This is a genomic window from Stutzerimonas stutzeri (assembly GCF_024448895.1).
GTDB classification, from domain to species: Bacteria; Pseudomonadota; Gammaproteobacteria; order Pseudomonadales; family Pseudomonadaceae; genus Stutzerimonas; species Stutzerimonas stutzeri_Q.
On sequence record NZ_JAMOIC010000005.1, the window covers coordinates 258,434 to 279,724 of the forward strand.

Below are 21,291 nucleotides of genomic sequence, written 5' to 3' on the forward strand. Positions count from 1 at the left end.
GCATCTTTCACGAACTGATAAGAGGCTGATCCATGCAGGCAAGCAAAGGTTTACTCGCCGCTTTCGCGCTCACTGCGCTGTCGAGCGCTGTGCAGGCTGCCGATGAAGTAGTGGTTTACTCCTCGCGTATCGACGAGCTGATCAAGCCAGTATTCGATGCCTACACGGCCAAGACAGGCGTCAACATCAAGTTCATCACCGATAAAGAAGCACCGCTCATGGCCCGTATCAAGGCCGAGGGCGAGAACACGCCCGCGGACTTGCTGCTGACAGTAGACGGCGGCAACCTATGGCAGGCCGAGGAAATGGGCATTCTCCAGCCTCTGGAATCCCAAGTGGTCAAAGACAACATCCCCGCTCAGTATCGTTCGTCTACTGACGCCTGGACCGGCCTGTCCTTGCGCGCGCGGACAATCGTGTACTCGCCTGATCGTGTCGAGCAGAACGAATTGACGACCTATGAGGCGCTGGCGGACAAAAATTGGGAAGGCCGTCTGTGCCTGCGCACCAGCAAGAAGGTTTACAACCAGTCGCTGACCGCCACCATGATCGAGACCCACGGCGCCAAGAAGACCGAAGAGATCATCAAGGGCTGGGTGAACAATCTGGCTACCGACGTATTTGCCGATGATACGGCGCTGGTCCAGGCGGTCGACGCGGGGCAGTGCGACGTCGGGATCGTCAATACCTATTACTTCGGTCGTCTGCACGCGCAGAACCCTGAGCTGAAAGCCAAGCTGTTCTGGCCGAACCAGAGCGATCGCGGCGTCCACGTCAATCTTTCGGGCATTGGCCTGACCAAGCACGCGCCTAACCGGGAGGCTGCGCAGAAGTTGGTTGAGTGGATGACCACACCGGAAGCGCAAAAGATCTTCGCGGATATCAACATGGAGTTTCCTGCCAACCCGGATGTGGAGCCTTCCTCGGAAGTTGCTGCATGGGGTGATTTCAAGGCGGACACCATCCCGGTCGAAGTTGCCGGAAAGCGGCAGGCCGAAGCCATCATGCTGATGGACCGCGCTGGCTGGAACTAAAGGGTAGCGGCGAGGCACAGGTTGCAAGCAAAAGCGACTGGCAAGGAAAAACCTCTGCTCCGCGCTGACCGCCAGCCAGCTTGCAGCTTGCTCTGCCGTTATACTCGACGCCCCCGGCCTGCCGGGGGCGTTTGTTTTTCTGCATCCGAGGCTTGCGTGTCCCACCCCGTTGAGCGCCGTTGGTACCCCATCACCTTTGCAGTCGCCGCGCTGGTATTGCTGCCGCTGAGCGTCCTGCTATTCAGCTGGGGCGATGTCGATACCGCTATCTGGTCGCACCTCTGGCAGACGCAAATGCCCCGTCTGTTAAGCAACACCCTGACGTTGGTCCTCGGTGTTGCGGTAGGCGTGACAGTGCTCGGCGTCAGCCTTGCCTGGCTGACCTCGCTGTGTGAGTTCCCAGGCCGCCGCTGGCTTGATTGGGCGCTCATGCTGCCCTTTGCGATCCCCGCCTATGTGCTGGCATTCGTGTTCATCGGCCTGCTGGATTTCTCAGGTCCCGTGCAGACGCTTGCGCGGGACTGGTTCGGCAGCGGCGTACGCTTTCCTCGGGTTCGCTCCACTGGCGGTGTGATTACCGTACTGGTGCTGGTTTTCTATCCCTACGTTTACCTGCTCGCCCGCTCGGCATTCCTGGCTCAGGGCAAGGGGCTCATGGAGGCGGCGCGGGTGCTCGGCCATTCGCCGTGGAAGGCGTTCTGGAGCGTTGCGCTGCCGATGGCGAGACCGGCGATTGGGGCTGGACTGGCCCTAGCGCTGATGGAGACGCTGGCTGATTTCGGCGCCGTGGCGGTGTTCAATTTCGATACCTTCACTACCGCGATCTACAAGACCTGGTACGGTTTTTTCAGCCTGACCAGCGCGACGCAGCTGGCCAGCCTGTTGTTACTGGCTGTAATGCTGGTGCTCTACGGCGAGCGTCGCGCCCGTGGCGCGGCCAGGCCTGCCAATGACCGGGCGCGCTCGGGAGCGCTGTATCGCCTGACTGGTTTCAAGGCCGCGGCAGCCGCCGGATGGTGTGGGCTAGTGTTCCTCTGCGCCTTCGTCATCCCGATGCTGCAGTTGCTGGTCTGGCTCTGGCAGCGCGGACGTTTCGACCTCGACGAGCGCTACGCCGGGCTTATCCTTCATACGCTTTACCTGGGCGGATTGGCAGCATTCATCACGGTCGCTGTAGCTTTACTGTTGGCCTTTGCTCGACGCCAGGCGCCCGTACGTTCGGTCAAGGCAGCGGTTGGCTTGTCAAATCTGGGCTACGCGCTGCCGGGCTCGGTGCTGGCGGTGTCGATCATGCTTGCATTCAGCTATCTGGACCGCGAACTGGTCATTCCCCTGTCGGCATGGTTTGGCGGCAGTGCCAAGCCAATCCTGCTCGGCAGCCTCGGCGCGCTGCTGCTGGCCTATCTGATTCGCTTCATGGCGGTGGCGTTCGGTCCGCTTGAAAATGCGCTGGCGCGGATCCGCCCGTCACTGCCTCAGGCATCGCGCAGCCTGGGAGTGGGCGGGGCGGCGCTGTTCTTTCGGGTTTACCTGCCCCTGCTGCTGCCCGGCACGTTGAGCGCCGCATTGCTGGTATTCGTCGACGTATTGAAAGAAATGCCAGCCACGTTGCTGATGCGGCCGTTCGGCTGGGACACGCTGTCGGTCAGGATTTTCGAGATGACCAGCGAGGGCGAATGGGCGCGTGCTGCCCTGCCTGCGCTGACGCTGGTGCTGGTCGGCCTGTTGCCGGTCATTCTGCTTATTCGCCGTTCGGCGAGGCGGATCGGCTAGGCGCGCTCCATCGCCTCACCGTGACCTGTCACAACCTTGGGGCTACAATGCGCGCCATCCAAAAATCGTCGGACCCGCTGTCCGGCTCTAATAAGCTTCACCCCGCCGCTTCGGCGACCTGCCCGGAAGGAGAAACCCATGGGTCAGCGTACTCCCCTCTATGATCAGCACCTCGCACTTGGCGCGAAAATGGTCGATTTCGGCGGCTGGGACATGCCGCTGCATTACGGCTCTCAGGTAGAAGAACATCACCAGGTGCGACGTGATTGTGGGGTATTCGACGTTTCCCACATGACGGTCGTAGATGTTGCCGGTCCGGACGCCAGAACCTATCTTCAGCGCTTGCTCGCCAACGACGTGAGCCGGCTCGGACAAGTGGGCAAAGCGCTCTATACCGCAATGCTCAACGAGCGTGGCGGGGTGGTAGATGATCTGATCGTCTACTTCACCGACTGGGGCTATCGGCTGGTCGTCAACGCCAGTACCCGAGACAAGGATATGGCCTGGATGCAGGCGCAGACTCAAGGCTTCGCCGTTGAAGTCAGCGAGCGTCCCGAACTGGCGATGCTTGCCATCCAGGGGCCGCATGCGCGAGCCAAGACTGCCGAGCTGGTCGATCAGCCACGGGCTGCGCTCATCCATGAACTGAAGCCGTTCAATGGCCGGGCAGCAGGTGACTGGTTCATAGGGCGCACCGGCTATACCGGTGAGGACGGCCTGGAAATCATCCTGCCAGCCGAACAGGCGCCGGACTTTCTCAGTGAGTTGGTCGGGGCCGGCATTTCCCCAATCGGATTGGGCGCGCGGGACACGCTGCGGCTCGAGGCCGGTCTGAATCTTTACGGACAGGACATGACCGAAGATGTCTCGCCACTGCAGGCGAACATGGGTTGGACTGTGTCCTGGGAGCCGGCCGCGCGCGATTTCGTCGGCCGAGCCGCTCTGGAAGCAGAAAAAGCGCAGAGCGACGTACCGAAGCTGGTGGGGCTGGTGCTCGAAGAGCGCGGCGTATTGCGAGCCCATCAGCCTGTTCGCGTCAACGGTATTGGCGATGGCGAGATCACCAGCGGCAGCTTTTCGCCTACGCTTGGCAAGGCGCTCGCGCTCGCACGCGTCCCGGCGGGCACCGGTGATCGTGCTGAGGTGGAAATTCGTGGCAAGTGGTATCCCGTGCGCGTGGTGCAGCCGACTTTCGTGCGCCACGGCAAAGTACTGGTGTAAATTCGGCCGACTGCTTCATGTCAGCGGGTGGCTTAGCCCGCTTGCGCGCAAACCGACAGCTTTTTTGAGGACATACAGATGAGCGACATCCCCAGCGATCTGCGTTACGCCGCCAGCCACGAGTGGGCCCGCCTCGAAACGGACGGCAGTGTGACTGTCGGTATCTCCGATCACGCCCAGGAAGCACTGGGCGACGTGGTTTTTGTGGAGCTTCCTGAGGTTGGCCAGCAGCTGACGGCCGGCCAACAGGCCGGTGTAGTGGAATCGGTCAAGGCTGCTTCGGACATCTACGCGCCAATTTCCGGAGAAGTGGTTGCCATCAATGAGCAGCTCACCGATTCGCCAGAAATGGTCAACGGCGAGCCCTACGGCAGCTGGTTCTTCCGTCTTCAGCCGAGTGATGCTGCAGAGCTGGACAAGCTGCTCGATGCAGAAGGCTACAAAGCCTCCTGCGACGCCGACGCCTAAGCGTTCCCCATTTTGAAAGCCCCGTAATGCAGGTCGCGGAAAACGAGTCGCTCGTTTTTTCCGCGATCTGGATGCCGGGGCTTTTTCATTTCTTGAGAGAGCAGTGATGTCACAGGTACCGCGCCTTTCCCAGCTTCAGCAGCCTGACGCTTTTTTGCGTCGTCACCTCGGACCCGATGCGGCCGAGCAGCAAGCCATGCTCGACGCGCTGGGGTTGGCCAGTCGCGAACAGCTGGTCGAGCAAACCGTGCCGCCGGCGATCCGTCTGCAGGGCGAACTCGCGCTGCCGCCAGCGCTGGATGAGCAGCAAGCCCTTGCGCGGCTGCGCGGTTACGCTGAACAAAACCAGCTCTGGACCAGCCTGATCGGTATGGGATACCACGGCACCATCACGCCGCCAGTCATACTGCGCAACGTGCTGGAAAACCCGGGCTGGTACACCGCTTATACGCCCTATCAGCCGGAAATCGCCCAAGGTCGTCTGGAGGCGCTGCTTAACTTCCAGCAGCTGACCATCGACCTCACTGGCCTCGACCTGGCCAACGCGTCCCTGCTAGATGAAGCCACCGCGGCTGCCGAAGCCATGACGCTGGCGCGACGCATGGCGAAGAGCAAGAGCAACACGTTCTTCGTCGATGAAAATTGCCATCCGCAAACACTGTCGGTCGTGCAGACGCGTGCCGAAGCGTTCGGCTTCGAGCTGGTCGTGGGTGCGCTGGAGGACGCCGCGTCGCAGGACGTCTTTGGAGCGTTGCTACAGTATCCCGACACTCACGGCGAGATCCGCGATCTGCGCCCGGTCATCGATGCGCTGCATGGCACGCAGGCGCTTGCCTGCGTCGCAGCGGACTTGCTCAGCCTGCTGTTGCTGACCCCGCCCGGCGAGCTGGGCGCGGATGTAGTACTCGGCTCGACCCAGCGCTTCGGTGTGCCGATGGGCTACGGCGGCCCCCATGCCGCGTACTTCGCGACACGCGATGCCTTCAAGCGGGCAATGCCGGGTCGCATCATTGGGGTCTCCAAGGACGCCCGCGGAAATACCGCGCTGCGCATGGCACTGCAGACCCGCGAGCAACACATCCGCCGCGAAAAGGCCAACTCCAATATCTGTACGGCCCAGGTGCTGCTGGCCAACATAGCCAGTTGCTACGCGGTCTATCACGGTCCTGAGGGGCTCAAGCGCATCGCCCAGCGCACCCATAGGCTGACGTCGATTCTGGCCAGCGCACTCGAGCAACATGGCATCAAGCGTATCAACCGGAATTTCTTCGACACCCTTACGCTCGACGTTGGCGGTGCGCAGGCTGCGATTCTGGAAAGCGCCCGTGCGGCGCGAATCAATCTGCGTATCCTCGGGCGCGGCAGATTGGGCGTCAGCCTCGATGAAACCTGTAACGAGGCGACGGTCGAGCAGCTATTGGCCGTGTTCCTCGGAGCGGATCATGGGCTGGACATCGCCACGCTTGATGCCGGCGAGATTGCCAGCGGCATCCCGGTCGAACTGCAGCGCGGCAGCAGCTATCTTACCCATCCGGTGTTCAATACCCACCACAGCGAAACCGAGATGCTGCGCTACCTCAAGCAGCTCGAGAACAAGGATCTGGCCCTCAATCAGGCGATGATTCCGCTCGGTTCCTGCACCATGAAACTGAACGCGACCAGCGAGATGATCCCCATCACCTGGCCGGAATTTGCCAACCTGCATCCTTTCGCACCGCAGGAGCAGGCGCAGGGCTATAAATTGATGATCGAAGAGCTGGAAGCCTGGCTCTGCACCATTACCGGATTCGACGCGATATCGATGCAGCCCAACTCTGGCGCTCAGGGCGAATACGCCGGCCTCGTGGCGATTCGCAAGTACCACGAGAGCCGCGGTGACGGGCAGCGTGATATCTGCCTGATTCCGTCGTCGGCGCACGGCACCAATCCGGCTTCAGCACAGATGGTCAGCATGCGTGTCGTCATCGTCGAGTGCGATAAGGCCGGCAACGTCGATCTTGAAGACCTCAAGCGCAAGGCTGCTGAAGCGGGCGACAAGTTGTCTTGCCTGATGATCACCTATCCGTCGACCCACGGCGTCTACGAAGAGGGAATTCGCGAGATCTGCGAGGCCATTCATGCCCAGGGCGGCCAGGTCTACATGGACGGCGCCAACCTCAATGCCCAGGTGGGGCTGGCGCGCCCGGCTGACATCGGCGCCGATGTCTCGCACATGAACCTGCACAAGACCTTCTGCATTCCTCATGGCGGTGGTGGCCCGGGCATGGGGCCGATTGGCATCAAGGCCCACCTGGCGCCTTTCGTCGCCAATCACCCGGTGATCGAGCTTCAAGGCCCGAACCCTGAAAACGGCGCGGTGAGCGCTGCTCCCTGGGGTAGCGCCAGCATCCTGCAAATCAGCTGGATGTACATCGCGATGATGGGGCCGCAGCTGCGCGATGCCACCGAGGTGGCGATCCTCAGTGCGAACTACCTGGCGATGCGTCTGGATGGTGCCTTCCCGGTTCTCTACAGCGGCCGCAACGGACGAGTCGCCCACGAGTGCATTATCGACCTGCGTCCATTGAAAGCGCAGACCGGCATTACGGAGGAGGATGTTGCCAAACGTCTGATCGACTACGGTTTCCACGCGCCGACCATGTCCTTCCCGGTGCCGGGCACGCTGATGATCGAGCCGACCGAAAGCGAATCGAAGGCGGAGTTGGACCGGTTCGTCGAGGCAATGTTGAGCATTCGTGCCGAGATCGCCAAGGTACAGGACGGCGGCTGGCCAGCTGATAACAATCCTCTGGTGCGCGCGCCGCACACCCTGGCTGATGTGACGCATGCCTGGGACCGACCCTACAGCATTGCCGAAGGCGTGACGCCGAGCGCTCATGCCCAAGCACATAAGTACTGGCCGGCGGTCAATCGGGTCGACAACGTGTTCGGTGACCGCAACCTGTTCTGCGCTTGCGTTCCGGTCGACGATTACCGGGAATGAAAAACGCCGCCCGCTCCGCGCCGTGGCGCAGAGCGGGCGGCTTTTGGTAACTCGGGCTCAGCCTTCTGGCTGCTCGCTCGTGTCCTCACCGTTGCCGTCGCCGATCATCCCCAGCAATTGCGCCAGGACCAGCTGTGCTTCTTCGACGCCCTGGCGTTTCGGGGCAGAGAACAACTGAACACTGACGCTATCACCCCAGCCTTTACGGATATCGCGCTGGATCGCCAAAAGCGCATTCTTCGCCGCGCCAAAGGCCAGCTTGTCCGACTTTGTCAGCAGGATGTGCAGCGGCATTTCGCTAGCGTTGGACCAGTCGAGCATCATCCGGTCGAACTCGGTCAGCGGATGACGAATGTCCATCATCAGAAATACGCCTGCGAGGCTTTCCCGGCTGCTTAGGTAGGCTTCCAGGTGGCGTTGCCAATGTTGCTTCAGCGGGATCGGAACCTTCGCGTAGCCATATCCGGGCAGGTCGACCAGCCGATGGTTGTCATCCAGGCGAAAGAAGTTGAGCAGTTGGGTACGGCCCGGGGTTTTCGAGGTGCGGGCGAGGCTGGCGTGCGTCAGGGTGTTCATCGCGCTGGATTTGCCCGCATTCGACCGGCCGGCAAACGCGACTTCGAGTCCCTCGTCTGCCGGGCATTGATCGACCTTGGCGGCGCTGGTCATGAAGGTGGCTTGCTGGCAGAGGCCGAGAATCGGGTTTTTGGGGAGCATGGGCTTTCCGGTGAGTGCGCGGGGTGCGGCAATGGTTCATTTCCGTTTCAGTAGCGCCAGTATATAATGCCGCAGATTTTGTGTGCGCTTTGGTCTTCAACGAGCCCCCTGCAACGGATTCAATGGCTGCCCTGGCGGTCGATTGCACCGTTCGTACGGCAGGCCCAAAGCCGCCATCTAACGAGCAATCTCATGGCCTGAACGGGCATGGATGCCGAATAAGAGATTCCTTTTAAACCCTTAGCCGTAGTTGGATGAGCTGATGAACAAAGTACTCGTGAGTCTGCTGTTGACCCTTGGCATCACCGGTATCGCCCACGCGGCTGGAAACGCCGAAGCCGGTCAGGAAAAGGTTGCAGTCTGTGGCGCTTGCCACGGTGCCGACGGCAACAGTGCCGCACCAAACTTCCCCAAGCTGGCAGGTCAAGGCGAGAGCTATCTGTTCAAGCAGCTTCAGGACATCAAGGCCGGCAGCAAGCCGGGCGCACCGGAAGGTGAAGGCCGCAAGGTGCTGGAAATGACCGGCATGCTCGATCCCTACAGCGATCAGGACCTGGCCGACATCGCAGCCTACTTCGCCAGTCAAAAGCTAACCATCGGCATGGCTGACCCGGCGCTGGTCGCGCAGGGTGAAAAGTTGTTCCGCGGCGGCAAGGTTGAAGATGGAATGCCAGCGTGCACTGGCTGCCATGCACCGAACGGCGTCGGCAACGAGCTGGCAGGCTTCCCGCATCTTGGAGGCCAGCATGCCGCTTACACGGCGAAGCAGCTGACCGACTTCCGTGAAGGCAACCGCACCAATGACGGTGACACGATGATCATGCGCACCATTGCGTCCAAGCTGAGCAACAAGGACATCGAAGCCCTGTCGAGCTACATCCAGGGCCTGCACTGATCGCCTGAGCGATCAGCCTGCAAAGGGCGTTCATGGCGTGAGCCTGAACGCCCTTTTTTTATTTCTGGCCTCGCTATAATGATTGTCAAGATATTGAAAAGCGTCGGAAAGCGCTGGCGAGCAGACATTATTTGTTGCAGCCTGTGGCGATAACGCTCAGCCGTACCTTACAAGGGAGTCACCATGCGTAAACTCGTTCTTAGCGCCGTCCTCGCTACCGCCAGTCTGTTCGGCATGGCAGCTCACGCGGCTGAATTTCAGGCGGGCAAAGAGTATGTCGAGCTCAAGAATCCGGTCCCGGTAGCCGAGCCGGAGAAGATCGAGGTGGTGGAGCTGTTCTGGTATGGCTGCCCGCACTGCTACCAGTTCGAACCGATCATCAATCCCTGGGTAAAGGAATTGCCGGATGACGTCGATTTCAAGCGCGTACCGGCCATGTTCGGCGGTGCCTGGAATGTTCATGGGCAGATGTTCCTTGCCCTTGAGTCCATGAACGTCGAGCAGGATGTCCATGACGCTGTGTTCAATGCCTATCACCGCGACGGCAACAAGCTGGAGACGCCGGAAAAGATGGCCGAGCTGGTGGAAGGCCATGGCGTTGATAAGGCGGCATTTCTTAAAGCCTATAACTCGTTTGGGGTGAAAAGCCGCGCCGAGCAGGCAAAGAAGCTGGGAATGGCCTATCAGATCACCGGCGTGCCGGTGATGGTAGTCAACGGCAAATATCGCTTTGATATCGGTTCGGCGGGCGGTCCGGAGCGAGCGATTGAAGTTGCGGATTTCCTGATCGAAAAAGAACGCGCCGCCCGGTAAGCGCGGATGCTTCGCCGCTGGAGTTCTCCGCGCCTGGCTGGCCCCAGGCAAACGCGGGTCAATCCTCAATGCCTGGACGCCAGCGGCCTGCCGTGCAATGGCCGGCTGCGCCTGCTCAGCTTCAATATCCAGGTCGGCATCAGTACGGAGCGCTACCACCACTATCTGACCCGTAGCTGGCAGCACTTGCTACCGCATACCGGGCGAGCCGGAAATCTGCAGCGAATCGGCGAGCTGCTTGGCAACTATGATCTGGTGGCATTGCAGGAAGCCGATGGCGGCAGCATGCGCTCCGGCTACGTCAATCAAGTCGAACACCTTGCCCAGCTGGGAGCATTTCCTTACTGGTATCAGCAGCTGAATCGTAACCTCGGCCGCTTCGCTCAGCACAGCAACGGCGTGCTGAGCAGGCTGGAGCCGCACGGGCTGGAGGATCACCCGCTGCCTGGCCCATCCGGACGCGGAGCAATTCTGTTGCGTTTCGGCGAGGGCGAGGATGCGCTCGTGGTTGTGGTGATGCACCTGGCACTGGGTGGCGGTGCGCGTACGCGTCAGCTGGCGTATATCCGCGAGCTGATCGGTGGCTACCGGCACCAGATCCTGATGGGTGATATGAACACCCATGCCAGTGATCTGTTGGAACATTCGCCACTACGCGATCTCGGTTTGCAGGCACCTCAGATCGAAGCAACTTTCCCCAGCTGGCGTCCGCAGCGCTGTCTGGACCATATTCTGCTGAGCCCAAGTCTTACCCTCGAACGCGTCGATGTGTTGGGCCAAGCCAGCTCGGATCACCTGCCGGTTGCCGTGGAGATCCGCTTGCCCGATGCGCTGCATGGCAGTGCATTGCCTGTACCTATGGATGGGACGTGATGAGCGACGACGCACAACGCTGGAAAGAGAAGTATCTCCTCTCACTGGAGCAGCAGGAGCAGCTTGAAGGCCGCTGGAATACCCGCCTGGACCTGCTTCGCCGCAGCTTGGTGCGCAGCAGCTTTGCGGTCGACGGGGCAGATCCGGCCGTCGAGCAGTGCATGCGTGAATTGCGTGATGTGCTGCGTGATGAAGTACAGGATGACCGCCTGGGTGCGCTGGTACCGCGGCTCGAGCGAGCGGTTTTGGATACCGAACGTAGCAAGCAGGAACGGCTTCAGCGACTGACAGAGGCGCTTGATCGTCTGGCGTCGCAGCTGCTCGACCTACCATTGCCCAACGAGATTCGCAAACCACTCAAGAAATTTACCCGCGGGCTCGGTGAGAGAGCCGCCCAGTCGCGTGAGCTGCCAGGACTGTTGAGTGAGCTTGGGGACTTTCAGAGTCAGGCACTTTCTGCCCAGCAGGCGGGCGGCTCGAACTCGGTTGGCTTGCTGGGCCGGCTGTTCGGCCATCGCGAGCGTACCGCCGAGGCTGTGCCGGGTTCGGAGGTGGAGGTACAGCCTTCCCGGGCCATTGCGGACGAAGCGCCTGAAGCCTCGGAATCGATAGCCGCGCTTGAAATGCTTGAGGAGGCCGCTCCCGCTTCAATCCAGCCGGCGCCGCCGCTTGTTTCCTCCGATGCCGTCTCATTGGAGCCTGTAACAGAAAAGTCGCAGTCGCTGGCCCCGTCTGAAACCTCTGCGACGGATCCGTATCAGTTGCCGCCGTCGCCCGAGCAGGCATACAGCGCCATTGCCGAGCGAGTCGAATCAACGCTGTTCGGGCTGCTCGATGATTTGCAACTGCCCGAGCATCAGCAGCCTCAGGTACAGGCGCTGCGTGACCGAATCGAGCGCGGGCTGAACTGGTACGAACTTGTGCCCGTGCTGGATGACCTGGCTCAGCTGATGGTTGCCGTCGCGGATCAGGGGCAGCGCGAGTTCGAGAGCTACCTGAAGCTGCTCAATGAACGCCTGGCGACCATGCAGGACAGCCTCAGCGCGGCCCGTGAAGGGCACGTCCAGAGCCAGGAGTCAGCCCAGGCGCTGGATGAAGAGCTTCGCCAGCAGGTGGGTGGTTTGCAGGACAGCATGCTCGGGGCCAAGGATCTGCCAAGCCTTAAACAGGCAGTTCAAGTACGCCTCGACGGGCTGCTGGAGACCGTTGACGCCTACCAGCGTCAGCGCGGTGAGCAAGAGCAACAGTTGAGCGAGCGCCTCAGTACGCTGGTCGAGCGCGTCGCCAGCCTGGAGCATGCCGCGACCGGGATGCGCGAGCACCTTGAAGAACAGCGGCAGAAGGCATTGCAGGACCCGCTTACCGGCCTGCCAAACCGCGCGGCCTGGGACGAGCGGCTGGAGTTGGAAGTGGCGCGTCAACAGCGTTACGGCGGTCAGCTGCTGCTGGCTGTACTCGATGTCGACCACTTCAAGCGTATCAATGACAGTTTCGGACACCTGGCCGGTGACCGGGTGCTGAAGATCATCGCCAACGAGTTGCGCAGACGGCTGCGCAAGACTGATTTCATAGCTCGTTTCGGCGGCGAAGAGTTCGCGCTGCTGCTGCCTGAAACCCCTGTTGATGCGGGCCTGAAGGTGCTTGACGGTCTACGCTCGGGTATTCAGGAGTGCCCGTTTCACTTCAAGGGTGCGCGAATCGAGGTCACGCTATCGGGTGGACTTGCCAACTTCGCTGTGAAGGACGTCGCCGAAAACGTGTTCGAGCGTGCCGACCAGGCGCTCTACCGAGCCAAGGGCGCGGGTCGCAATCGGATAGAGATGGGCTGACCAGACGCTCTGGGAGCTCGCTGGTCGCCTCGCTATAATCCGCACCCTACATCTGCGCCGCGATCTAGACGTGGCCGTCCGGGCGTCTCGCCCGAATCACCTGCGCAAAGTCTGCGTCATCTTGCTGTCGACCAGAGGTGCCTAATGAAAGCCCTGATTTCCGCCGCAATCCTGTTGTTGCTTGCTGGTTGTTCCAGCGGTCCGCGTATCGATACCAGCTATACGTCGCTTGGTCAGGACAGCCGCGCCCAGTTCATCGTCATCCACTACACGTCCAGTGACTTGCAGCGGTCGCTCGACATTCTCAAGGGCAGCGATGTCAGCAGCCACTACCTGATCGGAGAGTCGCCGGCGACCATTTACCGGCTGGTCGATGAGAATCGTCGGGCCTGGCACGCTGGCGAAAGCCAATGGAACGGCCGCACCTGGCTCAATTCCAGCTCCATCGGTATCGAGCTGGTCAACCGCGGCTATGTCGAAGGTGCGCAAGGGCGTCTCTGGTATCCCTACTCCGATGAGCAGATCGATGCACTTATCGTGCTGCTTAAAGACATCATGCAGCGTAACGGCTTGAAGCCGGGCGCCATCATCGGCCATAGCGACATCGCTCCGCAGCGCAAAGTCGATCCGGGCCCTCTGTTTCCCTGGAAGCGGCTGGCCGACGCTGGCCTGATGCCCTGGCCTGACGCCGCGACAGTGGCTCGCCAGCAAAGCGTGTTCGCGGCGGCCATGCCGGATGTCGCCTGGTTCCAGTCGCAACTGGCCCGTCAGGGCTACAAGGTTCCAGAGCACGGTTACCTGGATCTGGAAACCCGCAATGTTATCGCTGCATTCCAGATGAAATACCGGCCTGGACGATTCGATGGTGAGCCGGATGCCGAAACGGCGGCGATGCTAGCGGTGCTCAATGCTGCGAGCTGAGGTTTCGCCTCAGCGACGGGGTGTGCACGCGATCAGCCGGGAGTCGGCCAGGGCTGCGGTGCGGTGGACCGTTGCGGCCTGATATTCCGCGTCGGCCAGCATTGCCAGAAAGGCCTCTGGAGAGGGGTAGCGCACCAAAAGCACTTCGTCCCAGCTTTCCTGTTCAGGCGCAATCAGCGCCGCGCGCGCCTGAGCCATGCTCTCAACAGCGCCACCGGCTGCCTGAACCTTCTGCAACGCAGTCCGGCTGTACCGTGCATAGGCTTCTTTGCCCGAGCACGCCGTGTGGCCGCATTCGGCTGGGTAGGCCGCATCAGCGTTGAAGCGCAACAGGTTGAGCATGATGATCGGCTCGCCGGCGGGCATCTGCTCGGCGAACCTTTTCAATTGATCGGCGCTGGGGTTGAGGCTGGGCATGGAGGCTCCTTGTTGTTCTTCCAGCCCTGCCTGGCTCAGATCGGCAGGGCGATATAGAAGATGGTGCCGTGGCCGATCCGTGAATGCACGCCGATCCGACCACCATGCAGCTGAGCGATTTCCTTGCATAAGGCCAGGCCCAGTCCGGCGCCCCCGCGACGGCGGCCGATCTGCACGAAGGGCTCGAATATCCTGGCCTGCTGGCTGTAAGGAATGCCTTCCCCATTGTCTTCGACGCTAAGAATGACCCGCTCGCCGTGATGTCGCGCGAGCAAGCGGATTTCGCCGCCATCCGGGGTATGCCGGAGCGCATTGCTGAGCAAATTATCCAGCACTCGTTCCATTTGTTGCCGGTCCAGCAGCAGGTTCGGCAGCGGCGTCTGCAGTTCCAGCTTGATGTCGATATCGTTCTGCAGCGCAGCCGCCTGAAAGCGCTGCCTGGCTTGTTCGAGCAGCTGCGACGGGTCGCAAGGCTCGCGCTCCAGCTTCTGTTGGCCACTCTGGTATCGAGAGAAATTCAGCAGGTCGTTGATCAGGGTGACCAGTCGCTGCATCTCTTCATGGACGGTGCTGAACAGGTCCGCCTCGCGGCTGTTGTCGGGGTATTTCGTGCGCTCACGTAGCAGGCTGAATGCCATCTGCATTCCGGTGACCGGAGTGCGCAATTCGTGGGAGGCGCGCAGGACGAATTCATTACGTACGCGCTCGAAGGTGCGCTGATCGGTGACGTCGTGAAGCACCATTACCGCGCCGCTGATACGGCCGTCGTGATGATTGACCGGGCTCATCCGCCATGAGAGCAATCGACGTTCGCCGTCGGCTTCGATGACCAGATCTTCCGGCGGCGCCGACAGCGACTTGTCGTCCAGAACCTGCTGGGCCGCTTCGTCCAGCTCCGGATAGCCGAGGGCCTGGCCCAGTGTGGAGCCAAGGTGCTCGGTTTCCCACGCCAGTTGGCGCTGCGCGACGGGGTTCGCATGCTCCAGGCGGCCCTGTCGGTCAACGATCAGCAGGCCATCATCAATGCTGTCGAGCAACGCCTGCAGACGTTGCTGACCATCTACCAGTGCCTCGACATTGGTTTGCTTGAAGTCATGCAGCGCCTGCGCCATCAGGCCGAAGCGTCGTATCAGCGAGGACAGCTCGGCAATGGGTGATGTCGGCAGATCGATGTTGAAATCGCCGCGTCCGATCTGATCAGCGACGCTGGAGAGCTGCTCGATCGGGTCGCCGAAGCGCCGGGCAAAGCTATGTGCGGTGACAAAGCCGATCAGCAACACTGCAATCCCGGTGAGGCCGAGCAGTCCCGCCAGTAGCTGCGCCCGTTCACGACTACGGATCTCGGTATCGCGGATCTGGTCGTAGGCGCTCTGCTGCATCTCGACCATTAGCTCGCGCACGCGGCTGAAGGATTGACCGAGCGGGTTGTCTTCGAGCAGCGTGTTATTGGCGGTTGAGGGTGTTCCCAGCTCGCTTAGAAAGTTCGCGTAGGCCTCGGCAATTACCTGGTACGCGTCCCGGTCAGCCGGACGCGGCGCCTGCGCCAGCCCACGAGAAAGCGCTGCCTGGAAAGCGTCGCGATTCTGGTTGAAAGCGGCAACGTCACCCTGGTCTTGAACGAGTAACAACAGGTGATTATTGAGTGCGTGCCGCAGCTGTTGGTTGACTTCGATGACGCCGAAGTTGTCGCGGATGAGTTTTTCCTGGCTCTTGGCCATCTGTACCACGCTGACCAGCGCCAGTAACAGACCGAGAAGCGCGACGGTCATCAGCGCCGAGAAGCCTAGAAAAAGGCGGGTTCTCAGCTTCATTTGCAGTTTCATAGGCCGTATTGCTTACGTTTCCGATAGAGCGTCGAGGCGTCAATGCCGAGGATTCGGGCGGCCTGCTCAAGGGTGTCGCTGGTGCTCAAGACGCCGGAAATATGCACTTTTTCCAACTCTTCCAGACTTAGCGCCTCACCGATACGCGGGGCGTTGCTGATGCTGTGATCGGCCAGTCCCAGGTGAGTAACCTCGATCATCGGTTGCGGACAGATGATGCTGGCGCGTTCCACAACGTTGCGCAGCTCACGCACGTTGCCAGGCCAGCGGTAGGCTTTGAGCGCTGCGATGGCGTTATCACTGAACCCGCGCGCAGGGCGACCATAGCTTTTAACGAAGAAAGCCAGGAATCGCTCGGCCAGGGTCAGTACATCTTCCGGCCGCTCGCGCATGGGGGGCAGGTTGAGGGTGATGACGTTCAGGCGATAGAGCAGGTCTTCGCGGAATTTTCCTTCGCGGACCATTTCCTCAAGGTTCAGGTTGGTCGCCGCAAGGATGCGCACATCCGCCCGGCGCGTGACCGGGTCACCGACGCGCTCGTATTCCTTGTCCTGAATGAAGCGCAGCAGCTTTGGCTGCAATGCCATGGGAAAGTCGCCGATCTCGTCGAGAAACAGCGTACCGCCATCAGCCTGGTTAACGCGCCCCAGGGTGCTTTCGGTGGCCCCGGTGAAGGCACCACGGTTGTGCCCGAAGAGCTCGCTTTCCATCAGGTCTGCCGACAGCGAAGGACAGTTGATGGTGATGAACGCCTTCTTCGCGCGACGGCTCCAGTTGTGGATGGCGCGTGATAGTTCGCCCTTACCCGTTCCCGATTCGCCGAGGATCAGGATATTGGCATCGGTATCGGCTACCTGCCGTGCAGTCTCGAGCACGTTCATCATGGCCGGACTATGGGAGCCGAGGGCATCGCTGCGCTTCTGCACTTCGCCTTCCAATGCTTCCAGTCGGGCGGCCATCTGGCGCACTTCCAGTTGCTTGGCGGCCGACAGGCGCAATTGCTCGGGGCTGCATGGCTTGACCAGATAATCCGCCGCACCGGCCTGCATTGCATCCACCGCTGTATCCACGGCCGAGTGAGCCGTGACGATCACGACGCGCATCCAGGGCGCCAGGACGCGCATCTGTTGCAACACGTCGAGCCCATTGTCCTCACCGAGGCGCAAGTCGAGGAAACACAGATCGAATACCTGGCGTTGCAGGATCGCTTCGGCCTGCGAGGCGCTGGCCGCAGTGACCACCGTATAGCCACGGTCCTCCAGGCAGTAGCGGAAGGTACGCAGGATCGCGGCCTCGTCATCTACCAGGAGAATGCGGCCACCGGCGTCGGTCGTTTGATCCATGAAGGCTCCATCAGGCAAAGGCGTTTTAGATGTTTGGCGAGTGAGTCGAGATCGGTCTCGGCACATCGGCGCTGAGATGAGTATGCGCCAGCGCCTGCATTAGTCTACGCAAAGCCTTGCAAGTTGCACGGTCTGTAAGCGGCTTTCCCGCACCATGCAATCACATGGCAAGCGGAGCGGCCACTCAAGTGTTTGAAAGATAACGCATGAGGCGGATCCGGGCGCTGGCATGGGGCTTGCGAATGTAGCAGAGCCAAACGCGCGAACCGCCGCTTCCCGGCGTATCGCATCTGCATTCCCGGAGGACCCATGAACCAGAAAACGACTCATCTCAACGAGCTCATCGAGATCACCCGCGACGGACAGCATTTCTATCAACACGCTCTTGAGGTCGTGAAGGACGTCGAGCTGCAGCACCTATTCAGGGATATGGCGCAATCCAAGACCCACATCATCCAGGCGCTATCGGTGAAGGTTGCGGCTAATCAGGAGCAGCCGGCGCAAGGCGGCACCGCAACCGGCAAGCTGCGTGAAGTCTACGCCGACACCAAGGCACGGTTAGGTAACGCCGACGCCGTCTACATCGACCAGCTCGATCAGACCGAGGAGCGAATCCTCGCGGCGTTCGAAGATGCACTGAGCACGGCTGAGCCTGATGTAAGGGCATTGCTGGCGATCGAATTACCCAAAATCCGAGCCTGTCATGAGCGTATCCACAAGCTGAACCATGGTGGTGCCAAGCGTGGGGATTAGTCCGTCGTGCAAATCGCCCGGCGCAATTGCAGGCATCGTGCAATATAAATTGACGAAGCCACTGAAGGTAAATCGAACTTATTGATTTAAAAGGAAAAAATAGATACTCAGCAGCTGGCACGAGGCCTGCAACAGTACTGACAAGACAGACATGCACTGCATGCTTAGAAGGAGTTGAGGATGAATCGTCAGACACGTTTCTCACTGGTTGGCAAAGGGTTTCTTACCGCAGCTGTAGTCACGCTGATCGTGGGCGCCGAGCAACCGATGTCGGAACCGCTCAGCCAGACACAGCACGAGTCAGCGGAACGAATCCGCATGTATGACGCTCAACCAGTAGGGATCGTGCAAACCGGGCCTACCCCGAAGACGATTGATTATGTGCAGGCGCGGTCTGAGCAACGTTGGGTTTTCTAGTGGTATATCCGCGAGCTGATGCAGCTATCGGTCCCGCTAAAGATGTCTTGAACCGAAGAGGAGTTACACCATGCTGAGTTGGGCTATTACATTCCTGATCATTGCCATCATCGCTGCAGTTCTGGGCTTCGGTGGTATTGCTGGCACTGCGACCGGTATCGCGAAGATCCTGTTCGTCGTGTTCTTGGTGCTGTTCGTAGCATCGCTGATCTTTGGACGAGGCCGCGGTCCGCGCGTTTGACGCTAGTGATGCCGCCCGTGAGGGCGGCTGCGACTTCATGGAAGCGACACGGACGGGACGCCATTATTCTAGGCTTTCGCCACACGGCGGAGGCTTGCAGGACTGAGATGATTCGTTATCTACGAGTACTCATCAGCCCCCAGTAGCGGGGGAGCCAAGGGGTCGGGACGCTCTGTTGAATGGAGCGACCTAGGGGTACATGGAGTACCTCCTTAGCGGACCGGGTTCGGCGAAAGCAACCGAAGGTGGGCTGTCCACCTTCGGTCTGCAGTCTTGATATGCATCTCAGCTTTTCCCCTCCTTCTATATCTCCTGGGCTCGGTTATTCATCTCGCGCATCGAGATGTTTTCGCGTGTCGCCTGTCTGATTAGCCCCCTTATCCACCGACCGTTCCGGTCTGTTCGTGGCTGTTCTCCAGTTGCGCCGCTATCATCGCGCGCAGACTTTCATTGGAGAAAAACATGCTCAACGGCCTCTGGCTGGGCTTTTTCCTGGTCGCAGCGGTAGCTGCTCTGTCGCGCTGGCTGGTGGGCGGTGACCCCGCAGTGTTCGCCGCACTGGTCGAGAGCCTGTTCGCCATGGCCAAGCTGGCTGTGGAAATCATGATCGTGCTGTTCGGCACGCTTACTCTGTGGCTCGGTTTTCTGCGCATCGCTGAAAAGGCCGGCATGATCGAAAAGCTAGCGCGCCTGCTGGGTCCGCTGTTCAGCCGGTTAATGCCTGAAGTGCCCGCCGGGCATCCAGCGCTGGGACTGATCACGCTCAATTTCGCAGCCAACGGACTGGGCCTCGACAATGCCGCTACGCCGATCGGCTTGAAGGCGATGCGGGCGCTGCAGGAGCTTAATCCCACGCCGCACATTGCCAGTAACGCTCAGATCCTTTTCCTGGTGCTCAACACTTCAGGCCTGACTCTGCTGCCAGTGACCATTTTCATGTATCGCGTGCAGCAAGGCGCAGAGGACCCCACGCTGGTTTTTTTGCCGATATTGCTGGCGACCAGCGCTTCGTCGCTGGCGGGGCTTCTTGCAGTCGCCCTGGTACAGCGCCTGCGATTCTGGGATCCGGTGGTACTCGCCTATCTCCTGCCCGGTGCGCTGCTATTGGGTGGTTTCATGGCGCTGCTGGCGGGGCTTTCGGCCACTGCGCTTTCGTCGATGTCATCATTGCTCGGCAATCTCACGCTGTTCGGCCTGATCATCGCCTTTCTGATCGTCGGGGCGCTGCGCAAGGTGCCGGTCTATGAAAGCTTCGTCGAAGGGGCCCAGGAAGGTTTCGACGTCGCCAAAAGTCTGCTTCCTTATCTGATCGCCATGCTGTGCGCCATTGGTGTGTTCCGCGCCTCCGGCGCGCTGGATTTCGGCCTGGACGGCATTCGCTGGCTGGTTGAGGTGCTTGGATGGGACACCCGTTTCGTCGATGCGCTGCCGACCGCGCTGGTCAAGCCTTTCTCGGGCAGTGCTGCGCGCGCGATGCTGATCGAGACCATGCAGGGCCAGGGTGTCGACAGCTTTCCAGCGTTGGTCGCGGCGACAGTGCAGGGCAGCACCGAGACGACCTTCTATGTGCTGGCCGTTTATTTTGGCGCGGTGGGGATCCAGCGTGCACGGCACGCGGTTGGATGCGCCCTGGCGGCAGACTTTGCCGGAATCATCGCCGCGATACTGGTGTGCTACTGGTTCTTTGGTTGAAGCGATGCAGCCGAGCCACGGCCTTTCGGCAAAAAGAACCCGCCAGGCGGCGGGTTAAAGAGTGGCTCGTTGCCAGAGCCGAAACAACGGCTCGGCTAGGAACATCACCATAAACAGCCGCAGCACCTGCAGCGCCGTTACCAGCGCCACGGACAGCTGTAACGCTTCGGCCGTCAGGCATAGCTCGGTGATACCGCCGGGCATCATGCCAAGCATCAACGAGGTCTGATCGAGCGTAGCGGCCCAGCCCAGCATCTCGGCCAGGCCCGCTGCGGCGAGCATGGCCAATAGCGTGAACAGCAAAATTCTCAGCATGAAGCGCGGCGCGCTGCGAAAGAATGCTCGGTCGAAGTGGCAGCCCAGCGAACAGCCGATCAGCCACTGGCCAAGCTGGCCGATGCCTTCCGGCATTCCCAGATGAAGATCGAACAGTGCGCTGGCAGCAGCGCACACGGTCAACGGGCCGAGCATCCAGGGGTTTGGCTGACCGAGTCGTTTCCACAGCATTGCCAGCAACGCGCCAGCTGGCAGCAGCACGGCCAGCCATGGCCAGCTGACCGGTGCCGGTGCTGGTGCGTCAACCGGTGGCAGGCTCCAGGTGAACAGCGCAGGGATGATCAGCACCACCAGCAACAAACGCATGCTGTGTGCCGCCGCGACCATTGCCGGCTGAGCATCATGACGGTTGGCCAGGTTGACCATCTCGCTGGCGCCGCCCGGCATGCTGGAAAAGAACGCCGTGGCGCGATCCATGCCACTGCGTAGGAGAATGAAGATACCGATCAGGCTCAGCAGCAAGGTACCCAGCGCGCCGGCCAGGATCACACCGAAATGCTCGAGCACCTGCTGCAGAACTTCACTGGTGAAATGCAGGCCGATGGCACTGGCGATCAACCACTGGCCGGTCTGCCGTCCGCGGGGGACTTCCTTGACCAGCCAGCCACTGCAGCGCACTGCAATGACCGCCAGCAGCGAACCAACCATCCAGGGCAGCGGCCAGTTCGCCAGGCTTGCCAACCAGCCGCCGAGAGCGCCGACCAGAGGCGTCGCCCACCATCCCGGAAGCTGGCGCGGCATA

Annotated in this window: 19 protein-coding genes; 14 read left to right on the plus strand and 5 right to left on the minus strand. The window is 60.7% G+C overall.

All coding sequences use genetic code 11. From position 1 onward, the window contains the following. Positions 1 to 32: 32 nt before the first annotated feature. The 5 genes from NA619_RS08580 to gcvP all read left to right on the plus strand — a co-directional run bounded on the left by NA619_RS08580 (position 33) and on the right by gcvP (position 7,479). A complete protein-coding gene (locus tag NA619_RS08580; RefSeq protein WP_255961391.1) occupies positions 33 to 1,034 on the plus strand; it encodes an extracellular solute-binding protein in 1,002 nt (333 codons plus the stop codon). A 156-nt stretch (positions 1,035 to 1,190) separates the two neighbouring features. Continuing rightward, entirely contained in the window at positions 1,191 to 2,807 is a 1,617-nt protein-coding gene (locus tag NA619_RS08585; RefSeq protein WP_255961392.1) for an ABC transporter permease, read from the plus strand. Positions 2,808 to 2,945: 138 nt separating this feature from the next. After that, positions 2,946 to 4,028 (plus strand): glycine cleavage system aminomethyltransferase GcvT, encoded by a 1,083-nt coding sequence (gene gcvT, locus NA619_RS08590; RefSeq protein WP_255961393.1) that lies wholly within the window; start codon positions 2,946 to 2,948, stop codon positions 4,026 to 4,028. 78 nt (positions 4,029 to 4,106) lie between these two features. Then, positions 4,107 to 4,496, plus strand: a complete 390-nt coding sequence (gene gcvH / locus NA619_RS08595) for a glycine cleavage system protein GcvH (protein ID WP_255961394.1) — start codon at positions 4,107 to 4,109, stop codon at positions 4,494 to 4,496. Between the two features lie 106 nt (positions 4,497 to 4,602). Continuing rightward, positions 4,603 to 7,479: an aminomethyl-transferring glycine dehydrogenase gene (gcvP, locus tag NA619_RS08600; RefSeq protein WP_255961396.1), complete on the plus strand. Its 2,877-nt coding sequence runs from the start codon at positions 4,603 to 4,605 to the stop codon at positions 7,477 to 7,479. A 57-nt stretch (positions 7,480 to 7,536) separates the two neighbouring features. On the opposite strand, the gene yihA is transcribed toward gcvP, so the two are convergent. After that, positions 7,537 to 8,196 carry a ribosome biogenesis GTP-binding protein YihA/YsxC gene (yihA, locus tag NA619_RS08605; protein WP_255961398.1) on the minus strand — a complete coding sequence of 220 codons (660 nt, stop codon included), beginning with the start codon at positions 8,194 to 8,196 and terminating at the stop codon, positions 7,537 to 7,539. Between the two features lie 262 nt (positions 8,197 to 8,458). Here yihA and NA619_RS08610 point away from each other — a divergent pair, with 262 nt between their 5' ends. The 5 genes from NA619_RS08610 (at position 8,459) to NA619_RS08630 (ending at position 13,527) form a co-directional block, all read left to right on the plus strand. Then, positions 8,459 to 9,091, plus strand: a complete 633-nt coding sequence (locus NA619_RS08610; RefSeq protein ID WP_255961400.1) for a c-type cytochrome — start codon at positions 8,459 to 8,461, stop codon at positions 9,089 to 9,091. A 183-nt stretch (positions 9,092 to 9,274) separates the two neighbouring features. Further along, complete coding sequence (locus NA619_RS08615) at positions 9,275 to 9,904, plus strand: thiol:disulfide interchange protein DsbA/DsbL (RefSeq protein WP_255961402.1); 630 nt, start codon at positions 9,275 to 9,277, stop codon at positions 9,902 to 9,904. Between the two features lie 6 nt (positions 9,905 to 9,910). Continuing rightward, positions 9,911 to 10,777: an endonuclease/exonuclease/phosphatase family protein gene (locus NA619_RS08620; protein ID WP_255961404.1), complete on the plus strand. Its 867-nt coding sequence runs from the start codon at positions 9,911 to 9,913 to the stop codon at positions 10,775 to 10,777. After that, positions 10,777 to 12,606: a diguanylate cyclase gene (locus tag NA619_RS08625; protein WP_255961406.1), complete on the plus strand. Its 1,830-nt coding sequence runs from the start codon at positions 10,777 to 10,779 to the stop codon at positions 12,604 to 12,606. Before NA619_RS08620 ends, NA619_RS08625 begins: the two co-directional genes overlap by 1 nt. Positions 12,607 to 12,750: 144 nt before the next feature. Further along, a complete protein-coding gene (locus tag NA619_RS08630; RefSeq protein ID WP_255961408.1) occupies positions 12,751 to 13,527 on the plus strand; it encodes an N-acetylmuramoyl-L-alanine amidase in 777 nt (258 codons plus the stop codon). A gap of 9 nt (positions 13,528 to 13,536) precedes the next feature. Here the strand turns inward: NA619_RS08630 and NA619_RS08635 are convergent, their stop codons facing one another. Genes NA619_RS08635 through algB form a run of 3 tightly spaced genes read right to left on the minus strand, consistent with a single transcriptional unit; the run spans position 13,537 to position 17,110 of the window. Further along, the gene (locus NA619_RS08635; protein WP_255961410.1) at positions 13,537 to 13,944 is read right to left on the minus strand and encodes a DUF1330 domain-containing protein; all 408 of its coding nucleotides are present in this window, start codon (positions 13,942 to 13,944) and stop codon (positions 13,537 to 13,539) included. Between the two features lie 35 nt (positions 13,945 to 13,979). Then, positions 13,980 to 15,767, minus strand: a complete 1,788-nt coding sequence (locus tag NA619_RS08640; protein WP_255961422.1) for a KinB sensor domain-containing domain — start codon at positions 15,765 to 15,767, stop codon at positions 13,980 to 13,982. Next, complete coding sequence (gene algB, locus NA619_RS08645) at positions 15,764 to 17,110, minus strand: sigma-54-dependent response regulator transcription factor AlgB (RefSeq protein ID WP_255829519.1); 1,347 nt, start codon at positions 17,108 to 17,110, stop codon at positions 15,764 to 15,766. The genes NA619_RS08640 and algB overlap by 4 nt, the downstream gene beginning before the upstream one ends. Before the next feature lie 309 nt (positions 17,111 to 17,419). Here algB and NA619_RS08650 point away from each other — a divergent pair, with 309 nt between their 5' ends. The 4 genes from NA619_RS08650 to NA619_RS08665 all read left to right on the plus strand — a co-directional run bounded on the left by NA619_RS08650 (position 17,420) and on the right by NA619_RS08665 (position 20,213). Then, positions 17,420 to 17,863: a ferritin-like domain-containing protein gene (locus NA619_RS08650; RefSeq protein WP_255961425.1), complete on the plus strand. Its 444-nt coding sequence runs from the start codon at positions 17,420 to 17,422 to the stop codon at positions 17,861 to 17,863. Positions 17,864 to 18,043: 180 nt separating this feature from the next. Continuing rightward, complete coding sequence (locus NA619_RS08655; RefSeq protein ID WP_255961427.1) at positions 18,044 to 18,280, plus strand: hypothetical protein; 237 nt, start codon at positions 18,044 to 18,046, stop codon at positions 18,278 to 18,280. 70 nt (positions 18,281 to 18,350) lie between these two features. After that, entirely contained in the window at positions 18,351 to 18,521 is a 171-nt protein-coding gene (locus tag NA619_RS08660) for a DUF1328 domain-containing protein (protein ID WP_003282841.1), read from the plus strand. Between the two features lie 462 nt (positions 18,522 to 18,983). Beyond that, positions 18,984 to 20,213, plus strand: a complete 1,230-nt coding sequence (locus tag NA619_RS08665) for a nucleoside recognition domain-containing protein (protein ID WP_255961430.1) — start codon at positions 18,984 to 18,986, stop codon at positions 20,211 to 20,213. Between the two features lie 54 nt (positions 20,214 to 20,267). Here the strand turns inward: NA619_RS08665 and NA619_RS08670 are convergent, their stop codons facing one another. Continuing rightward, positions 20,268 to 21,290, minus strand: a complete 1,023-nt coding sequence (locus NA619_RS08670; RefSeq protein WP_255961432.1) for an AbrB family transcriptional regulator — start codon at positions 21,288 to 21,290, stop codon at positions 20,268 to 20,270. Between the last annotated feature and the right edge of the window lies 1 nt (position 21,291).

Bases quoted from the DNA above. Each gene is read 5' to 3' on its own strand.
- NA619_RS08630 (WP_255961408.1), top strand. From the start codon at position 12,751: ATGAAAGCCCTGATTTCCGCCGCAATCCTGTTGTTGCTTGCTGGTTGT.
- NA619_RS08635 (WP_255961410.1), bottom strand. From the start codon at position 13,944: ATGCCCAGCCTCAACCCCAGCGCCGATCAATTGAAAAGGTTCGCCGAG.
- NA619_RS08640 (WP_255961422.1), bottom strand. From the start codon at position 15,767: ATGAAACTGCAAATGAAGCTGAGAACCCGCCTTTTTCTAGGCTTCTCG.
- NA619_RS08665 (WP_255961430.1), top strand. From the start codon at position 18,984: ATGCTCAACGGCCTCTGGCTGGGCTTTTTCCTGGTCGCAGCGGTAGCT.
- algB (WP_255829519.1), bottom strand. From the start codon at position 17,110: ATGGATCAAACGACCGACGCCGGTGGCCGCATTCTCCTGGTAGATGAC.
- NA619_RS08670 (WP_255961432.1), bottom strand. From the start codon at position 21,290: ATGCCGCGCCAGCTTCCGGGATGGTGGGCGACGCCTCTGGTCGGCGCT.
- NA619_RS08650 (WP_255961425.1), top strand. From the start codon at position 17,420: ATGAACCAGAAAACGACTCATCTCAACGAGCTCATCGAGATCACCCGC.
- NA619_RS08610 (WP_255961400.1), top strand. From the start codon at position 8,459: ATGAACAAAGTACTCGTGAGTCTGCTGTTGACCCTTGGCATCACCGGT.
- NA619_RS08580 (WP_255961391.1), top strand. From the start codon at position 33: ATGCAGGCAAGCAAAGGTTTACTCGCCGCTTTCGCGCTCACTGCGCTG.
- NA619_RS08620 (WP_255961404.1), top strand. From the start codon at position 9,911: ATGCTTCGCCGCTGGAGTTCTCCGCGCCTGGCTGGCCCCAGGCAAACG.
- yihA (WP_255961398.1), bottom strand. From the start codon at position 8,196: ATGCTCCCCAAAAACCCGATTCTCGGCCTCTGCCAGCAAGCCACCTTC.
- NA619_RS08615 (WP_255961402.1), top strand. From the start codon at position 9,275: ATGCGTAAACTCGTTCTTAGCGCCGTCCTCGCTACCGCCAGTCTGTTC.
- NA619_RS08660 (WP_003282841.1), top strand. From the start codon at position 18,351: ATGCTGAGTTGGGCTATTACATTCCTGATCATTGCCATCATCGCTGCA.
- gcvT (WP_255961393.1), top strand. From the start codon at position 2,946: ATGGGTCAGCGTACTCCCCTCTATGATCAGCACCTCGCACTTGGCGCG.
- gcvH (WP_255961394.1), top strand. From the start codon at position 4,107: ATGAGCGACATCCCCAGCGATCTGCGTTACGCCGCCAGCCACGAGTGG.
- NA619_RS08655 (WP_255961427.1), top strand. From the start codon at position 18,044: ATGAATCGTCAGACACGTTTCTCACTGGTTGGCAAAGGGTTTCTTACC.
- gcvP (WP_255961396.1), top strand. From the start codon at position 4,603: ATGTCACAGGTACCGCGCCTTTCCCAGCTTCAGCAGCCTGACGCTTTT.
- NA619_RS08625 (WP_255961406.1), top strand. From the start codon at position 10,777: ATGAGCGACGACGCACAACGCTGGAAAGAGAAGTATCTCCTCTCACTG.